Genomic DNA, 16,156 nt, shown 5'->3' with positions numbered 1-16,156 from the left:
TGTGAGAATTTTGTTTGTGTCTGCAACTAGGAGAACGAATCGGCCATATGAAGATCCTTCTGTGAGATATAGGTGCTATTATCCAGCGGCAGAGCTTATAAAGATGGGGCACTATTCTTATGTTATTAGTGCAGAAAAATTTCAGAAGAACTTTGAAACGCTGCCGGATTTTGACGTGTATATTTTTCATAGACCTTCTTTTTCTGAAAGATTTTTTGAAATAAGAGAAGTACTTAGGAATAAGGTATTTGTAGCTGATTATGATGATTACACGCTCGATATTAAATTGACAAATGATATGCCTAGGGTGAAGAGTGGTACATCTTCTCTTAACGCAACGTCCACTGTCATTTCGAATTTTTTCGAAGGTGCGGCGTTGTGTGATTATTATACAGCTTCCACTGATGATTTGAGGAATAAAATTAAAAAGATATTCAAAATTCCTAGTGGAAGAATTATTACGGTTCACAATGGAGTGCCGGAAGAGTTTGTTTCATTAAGCAGACTGGCAAAGGAGAAGATGCAAAATAACCGCTACACATTTGGTTATTTTCCTGGGACAACATCCCATGATATTGATTGGACTATTTTCAATGATGCAATGAAGAAAATGCAACTTAAAGAAAAGTGTACATTGCTATTGGCGGGGCCATTGGTTGTTGATAAGACCAATCCAGATTTACGGATTGTACGTCATGGATATGTAGAGTTTTCTGAACTGCCGTTTTTGATGGCTCAATGTAAAGCAGTAGTTGCTCCCTTGGAGGCGACTGATTTTAACGCTTCAAAATCTGGTTTGAAGTTCTGGGAATCTGCCCTTTGTGGTTGTCGGGTGTTGGCAACGCCTATTCCCGATATTGATAGATTTGAAAGTCCTGCACTTTTAAAATGCCATAATGACGAGGAATGGCAGAAGAACATTCAAAGGGTCATAGAAGATGATTTGCCTAGTTTTGATGCGGAAGAGCTAAAGAATATTGAAAAGCAGACAAGTGCCAAGTCTGAGGCTATGAAATTATACGCCTTTTTGGAAGAAGCCGTAAAAGAAAATGCTAATTTATAAGTGGAGTGAAAAGATAGATGGGAAATAAGATAATGAAAAAACTTCTCTTTTATATTGAGCCTCATCCTATTAGAAATTCTTTTTCACAATTTTTGAATGCCGAGGTTAGAAAAATTATTCCTGCCCTGGTAAACCAACTTCCTGAGGATTGTGAAGTAAGAATTTTTGGCAATGATGCCACAATAACTGCTGTCGTGCATGATATTGGAAAAGTAGCACCTATTTGTTTGCGCCCCACCGAAAAAGAAAGCAATATCATATATGACTATCTACGTCAGTGGGATGATTTGGCCATCCAGGAACGCAATGACCTTGTAATGGGCAGAGGGAAGATTACGGAATTTTACTATGGTATCTTGGATAGGATACATAGAGATGTTTTTGATTTCGATTATGTTCTGGCGTGGTCTGATAATGGTGCTGTGAAGAAATATGCTGAAGATAATAATCTAATTTCATTGTTTGCAGAATTAGGACCTACTCGTATGCCATTCCCTCCCACTATTTACTTTGATCATGAAGGAACAAATGGAATGTCCTCTGTCCGTAAAGCTAAATTGGAGGACTTTAAGCCCCAGCTGGTTTTATCCAGGCGTATCTGGAGTGTTAAGGGCGTGAATGCAAATGTTTATGACAGGCCACTCACCCTGACGGTGGATGAGACAAAAGACGAGCCTTTTAAATGTTTGCATAATAAGTATATTTTTGTAGCCCTTCAATTGGCTGATGATTTAAATACTGTGTTATGTTCGAGGTACAATAACCCAGTTGAATTCTTAAGGCAAATTATAGAAGACTTTAAGGATTCTGGTTATGATTTGGTAGTAAAGGGGCATCCAGGGGCCAAGAATCGAGCGTATAATCTTAAGGCACAATACCAAGCCAAACTTTTGGCGGATTCCTATGATCATGTGCACTTCCTGGATAGTTCCGTGGGAGCAGTTGAAACCATTGATTGGTATGTGCATGCTGAGGCGGTTATATCTATTAATAGTTCTCTTTCATTTGAGGCTCTTTTAAGCGGTAAAAAGTCTTTTTCAGCTGGAGAGGCGGTCTATAATATATCGGGACTTATGGATTATACTTCTAGTGCTATTGATGTGAATGATGAAGTTTCTAAAAATCTAGATGTAGCTGTTTCTTTTTTGATGGGACATTATTTTCATCCTAATGAAAGTGTTTTTAACACGAAACTTATTTATCGACTATTTGATTTCTATCGAGAGATGAAGGATGAAGGAATCTTGGGGACAGGTTCATTCTGGTCGATTTATGCAGAGAGGTTCTCTGAGGGGATTGAGATGCTTATCCCGGATGAATTTAGGGATGAAGCAGGTAGGGATACTTTAGAAATATCAATACCATCATTGTTGGTGAATACGTACTATAATATTAATAGTTTAACAGAAATGGGAGATAATATCGAATTGGGAATTTTGGATAAATTTGGCAAGAAAAGTAAGATGATTTTGCCGGTAGAAGCGATATTTGTGCAATGTTTGGATAAGGTTGAAGTAAGAGAGAAAACAATGTTTGTTCTCGGATGGGCATACGAAAAAGACAGAAAGATTCCACCAATCAACGTGCTGGTTTTCTGCAAAGGTGAGTATATTAGCCGCCATAGGGTGGTGAACAAGAGGAGCGACGTACAGGAAGCATTTAATTTGTCAAATACAATGGATTACGGTTACAGATTTGAGTGTATGAAAAAAGGAGAAGTTGGAGACTATCTATTCCTTTTGATTTCTGAAAGTGGTAAGGTGCAAATTGTAAGGAAACGTTGATAGTGACTTCTAAAAAGATAATATCATGAAATTTAATATATAATAATATGGCTTTATTATGGCGTATTGAAAATTCCGTCTGAAAATAATATGTTGCGATTTTAAAATAGCATTTTTAAAAGTTGACACACCAAAATGGAGAGCTTTGCAACACGCCCTGAGAATGGAGTGTAAATATGCAAGTGCATAATTTATCTGGAACTGCCGCATCAAGATATAATGAACCACCATACGGATATGGATCATGGCGGGAATATTGGGAAGAAACTATGGGGAGGAAGTTTTCTTATTGTTCTCGTAACATTTGCTTGAATGAAGCGACAGTTGGAGGTCACGTTCAAAAACAGGATGGAAATGATAGACGTTGGTACATAGTTCCACTATGTAAGTCTTGTAACAATATTCATAGTGATATATATTTTGATGTTAATGGATACGATTTGTGTCCCGTTTGTAAATGAATATGTTTATAGAAATGAGGTGATTAGGAGTGCCTGAGAATGAAACATTATGGAATGTTTTTATCGATATGGGGATTTTGAATGAAGAAGTCATAAGAAAGGTTTACTATCATCTTTTATCTAGAGATAAAATAAAGGATGGAGAAACTTTTTTTTGTGAGATGTTACAGTTCTTCCCGGATTCATATGAAGTACATCGTTGCTTGGCTGAGGTGATGATGAAAGATGGGAAATTTCAAGAGGCTGTCACAGAATGGTTGTATATTATAAAAAAGCTTGGCATGGGAAATATTAATATCTTATCCAGACTTTTCCGCTGTTATATGGGGTTGGGTAATATGAAGCAGATGGAAAAGGTTGAACGACGTGCGATGTACAAATGGCCGGAGCACAAATTGGCTGTGGAAATGCAGGATATGTGCCTTTCATATTGTAATGAAAGGCATGAAATTGATTTGTTTTTTGACGCAAATTTAGAGGATCTCCCTACGGGACTTTCAAAATCTATTCTACTTCGTATGAAACGCAAGGACTGCTTTCAATTTTCCTTGAAAAGAAAAAATGATAATTTGCCTTTTATTATCATAAACTACAAAAATGGGGAGGTGATAAAACTATATCCTGTAATCATGGAAGATCTATATAAATTTAGGCTTGATAATTTGCCTCAAGTCTCTGAATTGGTTCTTTGTTGGGGTGACAATGAATATAGAGCACGCGTTTCTAGTAAGAGGATTTTAGGTGTATTGGAAGGTAAGAATGGCTGGCTTTTTTTAGACAATGATACTAACAAGAGTGTAGATCAATTTTGTGGACGTAGCCTTATGTTAGATAAGGTACAAGCGGAATGGAGAACTTTTCTTGATAGGGCTAAGGAGTTACCTGGGTTCATTCTTTTTGTCCCTCCCAGTAAGGAGTCAGTTTTTCCTCGGTTCTATCCACACGAGAAAAGTATGTGCAGACCTATAGATCAGTTACATGAAATTGTAAATGATTCCGGTTTAGATAGATTTTTTTATCCTTGTGATATTTTGTCTCAAAAGGAGAGCAGTTATAGCAAAACTGATACACACTATACATTTCTTGGAGCTGAGTTATGTTTTGAAGAATTGATAAAGAAATATTTTGATTTTAGTCTCGATGACTATAGGAAAAAAGAATTTTCTTTTGAGTCAAGAAAGAATATCGGTGACTTGGGATCAAAGATGTCACCAATGCGTGATTCTGAATATGTATTTCTTAAGGAAACGGGCAATGAGGAGCATTTGATTTACAGTAATGACATAGAAAATACAGGTAGAGTTGAATATTACAAAAATAAAGCAGATTACTTGAGTAATAAGAAAGTATTAATTTTTGGAGATTCTTTTTCACATAATATAACACCTTTCTTTCATGCTTGTTTTATGGAACTATTGGTGTGTAGGACTGTAGGTACGATACATATGGATCTGATTGAAAAATTTAAGCCTGATTATGTCATATCGGAGATGACAGAGAGATTTATTGTAAGAGCGCCACAGTTTTGGATAGGAGATGATGCAAAGGTGCACTCATTGAAGTGCATAGAGATTCTTTGAACATAAGTGGCAGACTGCCAAGGAATGTGCTTGTTGAAATAGGGGATAAGAACTTCTTTAATGGCCAGGTGCTTATTAAATCTGCAGTTGGGGATGGCAGGATGGTTCATACTGTCAGTCATGATTTATATGCTCATGATATTTATTTTATGGGAAGGAATACTCATGATATTTTTGATAGAACTACGCATGAGAGATTAAATAATTATAGTGATATTTTTCTTGGGACAGAAATTTGATCTGTCAGAATGCGGAGTTTTATCCTAAGGCATTAGTTATGAATGACAGCGTATTGGCAACCCGCACCTTAGTAAATTGTGCCTTTGAGGAAAGTAATATTTTACTTGATGAAATGCCTGCAAATATCAAGCATAAAAATATTATTTGGAATATTTCTTGTGAGAAAGAGAGAATGTTGGAATATTCACCAAGTGATCCTTTGTATAGGACTATAGTTGAATGAGTTGAAATACATTTGGAAGAAGGATGTACGTGAACAGTGATAAGACTCTTCTTATTGGCTCAAGTCATATGGTACGCATGAAGCATGCCTTTGTAGCTGGTGATTTGCCAGATACGGGACAATATGTTTGTCATGGGTATCCTGGTACACCATTATGGAATCCGCACGTATTCAATAACACAAAGCAGGAAATTTTAAAGCATGGTATTGAGAAAGTTGTTCTTTTCGTTCCTGATTTAAGGTTTGGAAATGTAGTGGATTTAGGAATAATTCACAATGATGACTTTGTTGGTGGATTTACTCTTATAAAAAAGGAGCATATAAATCTCCGAAAAGATTTGGCGCTGGCGGAAAAGACACTGAATGTTTTGGAATTATATCTTAAAAACATATCTGTGAAAACTGAAATCTTCTATTATGATTTATTTTTTAGAGAAGTTTTTGATGCAGATTCCGGCAGGAACCATAATCCTCTATACACTTTGAGAAATTTTGAGGGATATCTTAGCAATAATACATATAAGATCCGTCATCAAAGCCCCTTGGAAGATTTTTCATGTTTGATTTGTGATAGTTCTTTGCATCCTAGTAATCTAGGTTTTTTGAGTCTGTTTCATGTTTTACATCATCAGGAATCTTTCGTAAAGAATTATGATATTGCCATGAATGCTGCCAAGGATAATTTAAGGAAAAGGTTAATTTCTTTGTTGGAAAAACTGCCTGCCTACACACTTATCTGTGGGGATTCCATCTGTGTCAGTGATCTGATCGACCAATTAGGTGTCGAAGTTATGGAAGACTTTCATGGGAAGAAAGTTTTCTTTTACAATGCCCCCCCCACAGAGTACAGATGTGCTTAGTGGTGTAGTGGCTTTGATAAGGCGGTATAAAATCAGGCAAATTATGTATGTCAGTTCTTTCCATAGTGATAATGTGGCTGATATATATCGTGAAGCACAAAGAACAAAATATGTGCTGGAGTCTTTATGCAGAGGCACGGTGTTTTTCCTTCCGTATGATCTCATAGCTAGAGAAATTATTTCACGAAGACATAAGGATTTGATCGGGTACAAAGATTTGCGGGAAAGTGATTGGAAGAATTTGTTATCATTTTTTTCTTTGCCTGCTAATATCTTTTCTGATGGTTTTATTCAAGTGGGAGTATTTTTGCATCCGTATATGAAATTTTATGCTTATATTTTGGGATATTTTAGTAGCTTATGCAGAGGGGGAAATAGCTAAAGATAAGTCTAAGCATAATGATATACAAGGTTAAGGAATGAAACTAAAAAAGGTTGCCTGCCTGCAGACAACCTTTTCTTGGGGGAATTTAGCGTATCTGTTGTGCTAGTTTCTCGATGCGTTCTTGGGGCAATTGAGAATATTTTACGATTTTTTCCATTGGTACATTGTCACGCAACATCTCTATAGCAGTATTAGTGCGAACTTCATCGATGGCAACGTCACGTTCTTCATTCATCAATTTTTTCATTATTTCACACATGGCATTTACTCCTTTTGATTTGTTCTTGAAAAAATCGGCCCGATTGGCTAATTCCTGATAATGCATTTTAGACGGATCAGAGCAGAAAAAATCCCGCATTAGTAGACCTAGAGAATCATCATTTCTGTAGGCACCGTTTATGTACATAATGTGGGAGTCATCATCAAAGTCCTGGTGGTTTAACTCCTTGATGGTACGGTTTACATGGTAGATGGGATGCCCTGCACCGAAGATGTCATTTTCGGTGATGAAGATAACCCATATCTCGGGAAAATCCTTATAATCTGTGCCTTTTGCAACTTCTCTTGAGTCGATGAGGCAGGTGTTAAACCTGGCTCGCTTAGGGATGGCTCCTTCATCGGCACGTTGGATTTCTATGTTGTAGATTTTGCCATCGTTATCCATAGCAAGGACATCAAAGCGGACGCTGCGTCCATTCGACGCTGCCATCAAAACAGATATTGAAGAAGGTATCGTCGATAAGACGAAACTTTTTTATGGCCTCAAGGTATTTGGGATTGTGTCCTGATTTGAATATGCTCACGCAGCATCATCCTTTCGCCTATAGTATAACACAAATACGTAGATAAAAAAATAATATTCTGAAAAAATCGGTCAACAAGACTTAGCTCGAAGGAGAGATCTTACTTATGAATAAAATTACAGTTGGCAATTTCAAGATTGGCGCTGGGGAGCCATTGGCTCTTATGGCAGGACCCTGTGTGCTTGAGGGGCTGGACCGTTGCCTTTACATCGGACGCACCATCAAGGATATCTGCTCTCGTCTTGGCATTCCTTATGTGTTCAAGGCTTCTTTTGACAAAGCCAACCGTTCTTCCTTCCATAGCTTCCGCGGCCCTGGCCTAGAGAAGGGCTTGGAAATGCTGGAGATCATCAAGAAAGAGCTGGATGTGCCTGTGGTGACGGATATTCACGAGCAGAGCCAGGCTGCACCGGTAGCAAGGGTGGCAGACATCCTGCAGATTCCTGCTTTCCTTTCTCGTCAGACGGATCTTCTTCATGCAGCTGCCCAGACAGGGCGGGTAGTGAATGTAAAGAAGGGGCAGTTCCTGGCTCCTAAGGATATGCGGAATGTGGTGGACAAGCTTCATGAGTCTGGCTGTGACCAGATGATGCTCACCGAGCGCGGCGCTTCCTTTGGTTACAACAATCTGGTGGTGGATATGCGCTCACTGCCTATCATGCGCTCCTTTGGCTATCCTGTGGTTTTTGACGGCACTCACAGCGTACAACTGCCCGGCGGCGCCGGTGCTACATCTTCCGGCAACCGGGAGTATGTGGAGTATTTGGTAAGGGCAGCCGTGGGGGTAGGAGTGGATGCTCTCTTTTTGGAAGTCCATGATAATCCTGAGGAGGCTTTGTCTGATGGTGCCAATATGGTTTATTTGGACAAGCTCGAGAATCTTTTGAAGGATGCATTGGCCATCCATGAAATTGTACGCAAGAAACTATAAGCAGAGAAAGAACCTGATTGACAAGGAGACACGGTATATGTCGATGATAATGGATAAAGCCATTGAGACACTGGAAATTGAGTCGAGAGCTGTAGCAGCGTTGAAGAGCCGCATAGATGCGGAATTTGAAGCGGCAGTTCAGTGCATATTGGCTTGCCAGGCTCGCGTAGTAGTGACGGGTATGGGTAAATCCGGCCATATCGGCCGTAAGCTGGCCGCTACCTTGGCCAGCACCGGCACCCCAGCTTTTTTTATGCACCCTGGCGAGGCTTTCCATGGAGATTTGGGCATGGTTACGGAAAATGATGTGGTTATTGCCATATCAAACAGCGGAGAGAGTTCGGAGGTGGTAAATATCCTGCCTATCATTCGCCGCATAGGGGCCGTTGTCATAGCTTTCTGTGGACGTCGTGATTCGAACTTGGGGCGCAACGCGGATCATTTCATTGACATTGGTGTGGAGAGGGAAGCCTGTCCGCTGGGACTGGCGCCTACTGCCAGCACTACTGCTACTCTTGCCATGGGGGATGCCATGGCTGTGGCCATTATGAGTGCCAGGAACTTTACCCGTCAGGATTTTGCCATGTTTCACCCCGGGGGAGCACTGGGCAGAAAGCTCCTGCTGAAGGTAGAGAATGTCATGCACACTGGGGAGGAGAACCCTATTATAGCAGCGGGCAGGACTGCCAAGGATGCTTTGTTTATTATGACGGACAAGGGCTTGGGGGCTGTTTCAGTAGTGAATAGCGAGGGAAAATTCATCGGTCTTATAACCGACGGCATTATCCGAAGGGCTCTGGCAAAGGATTATAAGTTTTTGGACGAGCCGGTGGAGCATATCATGTGCGAAACGCCCCTTACTATTGCCAAGGACAAATTGGCCGCATCTGCTCTTTCTGTTATGGAAAAGCATAAACCACGGCCTGTAGCAGTGTTGCCGGTGGTTGATGCGGAGAAAAATCCCGTGGGCATTGTGCATCTGACGGATCTTTTGCGGCAGGGTGTGGTGTAGTTATGAAGAGCATTTTGCCATGTAGGGTGATTTAGTGATAGAAAAGGAAAAATATATGAAGTCTGGCTTGGTTTCGATTATAATGCCCACCTACAATAGAGCTGGCGTTATAGGTGAGGCTATAAGAAGTGCATTAGCTCAAACTTACTCAAATTTTGAGCTGATAATTGTGGATGATGGCTCCAAGGACAATACGGCAGAGGTTGTTAGGCAGTTTGATGACGATAGAATCGTGTATCATGCATACGCTGTGAATCAAGGCGGCAATCACGCCAGAAATATCGGCCTTGAGATGGCACAGGGAGAATATATCTGCTTCTTGGATACTGACAACAAGTGGCTGCCGGATTTTTTGAGAAGCCAGCTTGATATGTTGGGTGAATTTGGGGCAGATATTTCCCTTTGCCGTTTGGTTATTTTCGACCCGAGAGGCAATGTTCAGGAAGAAGTACCAATAAGGACGCATCCGCTGTACCAGAAAAAAGGGCTGGTAGATCTGCTGGGACTGGCTAAATCTATGCTTGGCGAAAATTCCATAGATACCAATGTGGTTTGCATCAAGCGTAAGTGCCTGGAGTCTATGGAAGGATTTAATGAAAAACTGAAGAGGCTGCAGGATTGGGAATTCTTCTTGCGCATGGTGCTTCCTCAAAAACACAAAGTTGTCTATAATCCTGTGCCATTAGTTCATAGCTTTATGCAGGCTGACAGCATACGCTTTAAACAAGATTTTTTGGCTACGTTTTTATATGTATTTGAAAGGTGGCTGCCGTTATATCAAGCATATGGTATGACGGGGGAGCAATGTGACAGGATTATACGTTTGACAAGAAATAAAGTCGAGGGTAAAGCACGACAGGATGCTTTGGCGGGGCTTTTAAGATTTATTCCTTATGATGAGGTAGAAGCATCAATAATTAGGTTGAAATTGAATCCACAAAACTTAAGATCAGCCCATAAAGTTGAATATAATACTATAAATTTGGGTGGATGGTATTCGGTACTACAAATTGCAAAGAGAAGAAGGACTGCTGTCTGTATCAATCGAGATGCGTTCTACAAGCTTGGAGCAATACCTGAATTTTTATTGGAGTTTATCAGCTTTATAGTTTGTGATGATTTTAAGGGGGTATCGTATAGGGGAATACCGCTTGTAACTTTCAACAGCCTTGCTGATGAAGCGGTGAAATTATTTGTTATCGTTATAGGTGGTTATGAAGAAAAGAAAAGAATTTTATGCGATATGGGGTATCGGGAAAGTACAGATTTTATAGATGCAAATGATTGGCTGTTTTGATAGACAGTAATTGTAAGTTTAGTTGTGGTAATACGACTAAAAGAGGGACTTCAGATGGCTAAGGAGTTTAAATGGGAAGATAGTAAGGTGGGGGATACTGCTGTGGGGCGTTGTAGCTACGGCTATGAGGAATTCCTAAGCTTCTTTGGTGGCAATTGCAAGAGTATCGGCAGTTTTTGTTCCATTGCTAAGGGGGCTAGAGTCCTGGACAATCATCCCTTTATGGTTACAACCTCACCTTTTCTGGATATAAAGCCTCCTTATAGTGATGATGAAGAAGAGCATCAGCATAAACTGGAATTTTGCAAGAAGTATGGGCGATATCACGGCAATAGCTCTGGTTCAGAGATACGCCATAATCCTCCAGTGGTGATAGGCAATGATGTGTGGATAGGCTTCAACGCTTTGATAGTTCCTGGCGTTACTATTGGGGATGGGGCTGTGGTGGCAGCCGGTGCGGTGGTGACTAAGGATGTGCTACCTTATACCATAGTGGGTGGTGTACCGGCCCGGCCTATTAGAAAGCGCTTTGATGATGAAGAAATATACAAGCTCTTAAAAATACGTTGGTGGGACTGGGAGAAGGAGAAGATTAAGGACCATATTGAAGATTTTTATCAGCCTAAACTCTTTATAACCAAGCATTACGAAGAACTGTTAGGAAAACCTGACTGGACAGGGAACGTTGGCAAAATTGTCTCGTCTGTAGAGGCAGCAGTCAAGGCAAATTCTGTCACTGTGATGGATTGTGTCAATTACTTTGAAGGCGGAGCCGATAATATTTACCTGTTGGATGATAATGGAACTTACACAAATAGGGCTGCTGTGAGAGGGCGTAATAGCATTGTTCCAAACGGAAGGGGCGACTGGAGTCTGAAGTTCGAACAGATTCCGTCAATTGTGTTTGACAGGCCCATTGACCAGGCGAACCTGAGAGATTTGATGGCTGTAGGAGAAAAGGCTTTTGAGGGGCAAGAACTCCGGGAACTTCCCATAGTAGATAGCCAAGGGCGTTTGCGAGCTGTAGCAAAAGAACCGATAACAGGTCGCCAGATGCTGACAGACTGGCAGGCTTTGGAGAAATGGCCTAAGTCACTGCCGCAGGGCAAGTTGTATGTATCTTCGTTGCAGAGCCTGCTGCTGAAATCGTTTTGGGAAGTCTGGAACGGACGGCTGGATATGGAGCTGCTGTCGAATCAGAATTATAAGGAAGTCTTCAACGGTAAAGCAGGAACGCTTCTTTACGAAAATGATGTCTTCCTTGCAATAAAGAAGATGAGTATATGGGAACTTGGATGGCGCTTTGAGGCATGTCTATAGCAATAAGGTAAGGGGAGCAAAGAGAATGAAAGTTACAGAAACAAAGCTCAAAGGTGTTTATGTAGTGGAACCGCAGGTTTTTGGGGATGAGCGCGGCTGGTTCATGGAGAGCTGGTCCCGGCGGAAATTGGAGGAGGCTGGGCTGCAGGTAAATTTTGTGCAGGACAATCAGTCCTTCTCTGCCCAAAAAGGGATACTGCGGGGATTGCACTATCAGAAGAATCCTATGTGCCAGGCCAAGATGGTGCGCTGCACCAGAGGTCGGATTTTTGATGTGGCAGTTGATATCCGCCAGGGCTCTCCCCAGTATGCCAAGTGGGTGGGCGTGGAACTGTCCGCAGAGAACAAGAAGCAGCTCTTCATTCCCCGTGGATTTGCCCATGGCTTCATCACCCTTACGGATGATGTGGAAGTGCAGTATAAGGCTGACAACTACTACGCACCTGAGTGTGATGGCAATGTGCGCTGGGATGATCCTGATATAGGGGTGGCGTGGCCTATCCAGCCAGTGATTCTCTCCACCAAGGATGATAAGGCGCCCACTCTGGCAGAGCGCATGGAGCGTAAGGAAATCAATTTCGTTTATAGGGAGGACTAATTTTGATTAAAAAAGGCATTATCCTGGCAGGTGGTTCTGGCACCCGGCTTTATCCTTTGACCGAAGTAGTATCAAAGCAGCTGATGCCGGTGTACGACAAGCCTATGATTTATTACCCCTTGAGCACGCTACTGCTGGCGGGCATCAATGATATTCTGATCATCACTACGCCCCATGACCAGGAAATGTTCCGATTATTGCTGGGAGATGGCAGCCAGCTGGGAATCAGCATCAGTTATGCTGTGCAGCCAAGTCCCGATGGGCTGGCTCAGGCTTTCCTGATTGGGGAAGATTTCATCAAGGGCGATTCCTGTGCCTTGGTGCTGGGGGACAATATTTTCTATGGTTCGGATCTGGCCAAGGCCATGCAGCGGGCTGCTTCCTGTGATGATGGGGCCACGGTCTTTGCTTATTATGTGTCCGACCCTGAGCGCTACGGTGTGGTGGCTTTTGACAAGGAAGGTCGAGCCACCAGCCTGGAGGAGAAGCCGCAGGAGCCGAAGTCAAACTACGCCGTCACGGGACTATACTTCTATGACAAAGATATAGTTGACATTGCCAAAGCAGTGAAGCCCTCGCCCAGGGGAGAGCTGGAAATTACCGATGTGAACAAAGCTTATCTGGAGGTTGGGAAACTCCGTGTGGAGAAGATGCGCCGGGGCTATGCCTGGCTGGATACGGGAACCCATGAGTCCTTACTGCAGGCGGCCCAGTTCGTCCAGACTATCCAAGCCCGCCAGGGGCTGAAAGTGGCCTGTATCGAAGAGATTGCCTTCCGCATGGGCTATATTGACAGTGAGCAGCTGCTGAGACTGGCAGAGCCTATGAGAAAGAATGCTTATGGGAAGTATTTGCAGGTGCTGGCAAAGGAAAGTAATAGGGGCTGAGAATATGAATATTGTTGTAACCGGCGGTGCCGGGTTTATTGGTGCCAACTTCGTCTACTACATGCTGGAGAAACGTCCTGAGGACAGGATTATATGCTATGACAAGCTGACTTATGCGGGAAATCTGGCTACTTTGGAAGAGGCTCAGAAAAACGCGAACTTCAAGTTCATCAAGGGAGATATCGCAGATCGCGAGGCTGTCTACAAGATGTTTGAGGCAGAGAAACCGGATGTCATAGTGAATTTTGCGGCGGAGTCCCATGTAGACCGCTCCATTGAGAACCCGGAGATTTTCCTCCAGACCAATGTCATAGGCACCAGTGTCCTTATGGATGCCTGCCGCAAATACGGCATTAAACGATACCATCAGGTGTCCACAGATGAGGTGTATGGCGACCTGCCTCTTGACCGTCCCGACCTTTTCTTCACCGAGGAGACTCCGCTGCACACCAGCAGTCCATACTCTGCTTCCAAGGCCTCCGCAGATTTGCTGGTGATGGCTTACCATCGGACCTATGGCCTGCCAGTGACCATCTCTCGCTGTTCCAACAACTATGGGCCTTTCCACTTCCCGGAGAAGCTCATTCCCCTCATGATTATCAACGCCATGCATGACAAGAAGTTGCCTGTCTACGGTGATGGGCTCAATGTCCGTGACTGGCTCTTTGTGAAAGATCATTGCGCTGCTATAGAAATCATCCTGCGCAAGGGGAAAGTGGGGGAGGTATACAACATCGGCGGCCACAATGAGCGGACAAATATCCAGGTGGTGAAGGCCATCCTGAAAGAACTGGGTAAGGATGAGATGCTTATCGAGCATGTAACTGACCGCAAAGGTCATGACCGCCGTTACGCCATAGATCCCACCAAGATTCGCGAGGAGTTGGGGTGGGAACCAACTACCAGTCCGGAGGTTGGAATCAAGGCTACTGTCAAATTGTATCAGGAGCATAAGGACTGGTGGCAGCGTATTATCTCTGGCGAATACCAGAACTACTACGATAATATGTACGGCAGGTTATTGATTGAACCATGATTTTAAAAAACAAGCTCCAAGAACGCATATTACGAATAGGCTAATAACTGAGCAGCTATAGACATAGTGGGTTAAGAGGCCATTAACGCTATGTGATAAACGCAATATTGCAAAATAAAAATAAGCTGGGAGGAGATTATGGAGAAATACAAATCCAAAACCGGACGCCAAAGAATCCAATACAGCTACACCGGCGAGTTCGATGGCTGGGTTGATGCTACCATGAAGTACATGGGGACGCTGATGCCGCCTACTCTTTCCAAGCGGGCCACTGCCATGCTGCTCCTGGTGGCTGGCATGGGCAATGCGGAGATTGTGGCCCTTACTGGTATGTGCATCCGCAGCGTACGGGCTCTGAGGAAAACCATGGAGGAGCAGGAGCCCACCTCTGAGCTGTTCACCATCAAGCCCGGCTCAGGTCGAAAGAAAAAGACCGAGGGCGTAGAAGAGCAGGTGTGGGCGGAGCTGGATACCGGTAACTACTGTACCAATAAGGCTGTGGCGAATATGCTGAAGGAGAAATTTGGCATCGAAGCTTCTGTGAATCTGGCCTCCAGACTGGTGAAGCGGTGGAAGCAGGCCCGGGAAGATACTGCGGAGTAGGTAAATTTGCTATGGTTTGGAAGAATAAGTTTCATGAACGGATAAACGAATTGTGGAAACGGGCCAAAGACCAAAACCACAAAATGACACAGGTGGAGTACGCCAGACGGCTGGGGGTGACCAGAAATGCTTTTCTGGGCTGGCTGCGAGGTTCTGGGCAACCTGATGTGGACGGTCTGGTCCTCATCGCCAGCACAGAGAATGTCAGCTTATCCTGGCTGATGGGGGACGAGCGCCCTAAAGCTGAGAACGAATTGCTTCAGGATGAGCAGGTTCTGCTTAGTTTATTCCGAGACATAAGTCCGGAGTACAAAGAGCATTTGCTGTGGCTGGTTAAACGATGGAAAGAGGCAGGAGAAAGTGTCGCTGAATGAAAAGAATGCCTGCATGTGACGGGACGCCGCATGCAGGCATTCTTTAAGTTGCCCAGTCTTCAATTTTCAGTCCTTTGACACGCTGGAATTCACGGGTGTTGTTGGTTACCAGCGTCATGTCCAATGATTTTGCATGGGCGGCTATGAGTGAGTCTAGAGGGCCGATGGGGGTGCCTTGTTGTTCCAGGGAAGCGCGAACCCGACCATATTCAAGGGAAGCTGTTTCATTGAATGGAAGGATAGCAATGGAAGAAAGAAATAAGGTAAGGGCCAGCCAATTGCGTTCCCTGGCCTGGCTTTTTTCCACACCGTGGCATAGCTCGGCATAGGTGATGGATGATATGCAGATTTCAGAGGGACGGTGGGCTTTCAGATGTGCAAGCACCTTTTCGGGACGTTTCTTGATGGCAAAGATGCAGATATTGGTGTCAAGCATATACATCAGAACATTTCCCTTTCCTGCTGCATGGTGTCACCACGCCCGTCAGACATGAAATCCTCGCTGAATAAGTCGAGACTGGCAAGGAGGGTATCCCAACTGTCCTCTTTTGATTTTGGTATTAACATGAGCACATCGCCCACTTTGTGAGTGAGGACTTCGCTTTCGGTGAAGCGGTACTCTTTAGGCAGTCGCACGGCTTGGCTGCGACCGTTTTGGAAAATCTTTGCAGTAAGCATAAAACCACCTCCTTAATATAG

General features: G+C 43.2%; 17 protein-coding genes and 1 pseudogene. 15 read left to right on the top strand and 3 right to left on the bottom strand.

Translation table 11 applies throughout. The features are described 5' to 3' along the window. The first annotated feature begins 1 nt into the window (after position 1). From BLW59_RS10605 to BLW59_RS17400, 6 genes are all read left to right on the top strand, one after another. The gene (locus BLW59_RS10605; protein ID WP_074697750.1) at positions 2-1,063 is read left to right on the top strand and encodes a glycosyltransferase; all 1,062 of its coding nucleotides are present in this window, start codon (positions 2-4) and stop codon (positions 1,061-1,063) included. 17 nt (positions 1,064-1,080) lie between these two features. After that, on the top strand, positions 1,081-2,847 hold the full coding sequence (locus BLW59_RS10600; RefSeq protein WP_074697749.1) for a hypothetical protein: 1,767 nt from the start codon (positions 1,081-1,083) through the stop codon (positions 2,845-2,847). 490 nt (positions 2,848-3,337) lie between these two features. Beyond that, positions 3,338-4,888, top strand: a complete 1,551-nt coding sequence (locus tag BLW59_RS10590) for a hypothetical protein (RefSeq protein WP_074697747.1) — start codon at positions 3,338-3,340, stop codon at positions 4,886-4,888. A 277-nt stretch (positions 4,889-5,165) separates the two neighbouring features. Next, on the top strand, positions 5,166-5,351 hold the full coding sequence (locus tag BLW59_RS17405; protein ID WP_139283639.1) for a hypothetical protein: 186 nt from the start codon (positions 5,166-5,168) through the stop codon (positions 5,349-5,351). A 29-nt stretch (positions 5,352-5,380) separates the two neighbouring features. Further along, on the top strand, positions 5,381-6,211 hold the full coding sequence (locus tag BLW59_RS10585) for a hypothetical protein (RefSeq protein WP_139283638.1): 831 nt from the start codon (positions 5,381-5,383) through the stop codon (positions 6,209-6,211). Then, positions 6,156-6,593, top strand: a complete 438-nt coding sequence (locus tag BLW59_RS17400; RefSeq protein WP_139283637.1) for a hypothetical protein — start codon at positions 6,156-6,158, stop codon at positions 6,591-6,593. Before BLW59_RS10585 ends, BLW59_RS17400 begins: the two co-directional genes overlap by 56 nt. 88 nt (positions 6,594-6,681) lie before the next feature. On the opposite strand, the gene BLW59_RS10580 is transcribed toward BLW59_RS17400, so the two are convergent. Beyond that, positions 6,682-7,260 carry a PD-(D/E)XK nuclease family transposase gene (locus BLW59_RS10580; protein WP_318258503.1) on the bottom strand — a complete coding sequence of 193 codons (579 nt, stop codon included), beginning with the start codon at positions 7,258-7,260 and terminating at the stop codon, positions 6,682-6,684. Positions 7,261-7,505: 245 nt separating this feature from the next. Between BLW59_RS10580 and kdsA the strand changes: the two genes are divergently transcribed. From kdsA to BLW59_RS10535, 9 genes and pseudogenes are all read left to right on the top strand, one after another. Next, on the top strand, positions 7,506-8,330 hold the full coding sequence (gene kdsA / locus BLW59_RS10575; protein ID WP_074697745.1) for a 3-deoxy-8-phosphooctulonate synthase: 825 nt from the start codon (positions 7,506-7,508) through the stop codon (positions 8,328-8,330). 43 nt (positions 8,331-8,373) lie between these two features. Continuing rightward, positions 8,374-9,342 (top strand): KpsF/GutQ family sugar-phosphate isomerase, encoded by a 969-nt coding sequence (locus BLW59_RS10570; RefSeq protein ID WP_081348493.1) that lies wholly within the window; start codon positions 8,374-8,376, stop codon positions 9,340-9,342. Between the two features lie 34 nt (positions 9,343-9,376). Further along, positions 9,377-10,639 (top strand): glycosyltransferase family 2 protein, encoded by a 1,263-nt coding sequence (locus BLW59_RS10565; protein ID WP_139283636.1) that lies wholly within the window; start codon positions 9,377-9,379, stop codon positions 10,637-10,639. Between the two features lie 366 nt (positions 10,640-11,005). After that, positions 11,006-11,236 (top strand): annotated as a pseudogene (locus BLW59_RS18145) (DapH/DapD/GlmU-related protein); the annotation flags it as partial. Between the two features lie 748 nt (positions 11,237-11,984). After that, positions 11,985-12,557, top strand: a complete 573-nt coding sequence (gene rfbC / locus BLW59_RS10555; protein ID WP_074697741.1) for a dTDP-4-dehydrorhamnose 3,5-epimerase — start codon at positions 11,985-11,987, stop codon at positions 12,555-12,557. A gap of 2 nt (positions 12,558-12,559) precedes the next feature. Beyond that, positions 12,560-13,444, top strand: coding sequence for a glucose-1-phosphate thymidylyltransferase RfbA (gene rfbA / locus BLW59_RS10550; RefSeq protein ID WP_074697740.1), 885 nt, complete (start codon positions 12,560-12,562; stop codon positions 13,442-13,444). Positions 13,445-13,448: 4 nt separating this feature from the next. Further along, entirely contained in the window at positions 13,449-14,480 is a 1,032-nt protein-coding gene (rfbB, locus tag BLW59_RS10545; RefSeq protein WP_074697739.1) for a dTDP-glucose 4,6-dehydratase, read from the top strand. 138 nt (positions 14,481-14,618) lie between these two features. Next, positions 14,619-15,083: a helix-turn-helix domain-containing protein gene (locus tag BLW59_RS10540; protein ID WP_074697738.1), complete on the top strand. Its 465-nt coding sequence runs from the start codon at positions 14,619-14,621 to the stop codon at positions 15,081-15,083. 11 nt (positions 15,084-15,094) lie between these two features. After that, complete coding sequence (locus BLW59_RS10535) at positions 15,095-15,457, top strand: helix-turn-helix domain-containing protein (protein WP_074697737.1); 363 nt, start codon at positions 15,095-15,097, stop codon at positions 15,455-15,457. 43 nt (positions 15,458-15,500) lie between these two features. On the opposite strand, the gene vapC is transcribed toward BLW59_RS10535, so the two are convergent. Both vapC and vapB read right to left on the bottom strand, forming a co-directional pair. Continuing rightward, the gene (vapC, locus tag BLW59_RS10530; protein ID WP_318258502.1) at positions 15,501-15,899 is read right to left on the bottom strand and encodes a type II toxin-antitoxin system tRNA(fMet)-specific endonuclease VapC; all 399 of its coding nucleotides are present in this window, start codon (positions 15,897-15,899) and stop codon (positions 15,501-15,503) included. Next, on the bottom strand, positions 15,899-16,135 hold the full coding sequence (gene vapB, locus BLW59_RS10525; protein WP_074697735.1) for a type II toxin-antitoxin system antitoxin VapB: 237 nt from the start codon (positions 16,133-16,135) through the stop codon (positions 15,899-15,901). The genes vapC and vapB overlap by 1 nt, the downstream gene beginning before the upstream one ends. Positions 16,136-16,156: the final 21 nt, after the last annotated feature.

The organism is Selenomonas sp. KH1T6, assembly GCF_900108415.1.
GTDB classification, from domain to species: domain Bacteria; phylum Bacillota; class Negativicutes; order Selenomonadales; family Selenomonadaceae; genus Selenomonas_B; species Selenomonas_B ruminantium_A.
Note: the sequence above shows the minus strand (reverse complement) of the source record. Positions and strands in the feature narration are given on the sequence as shown.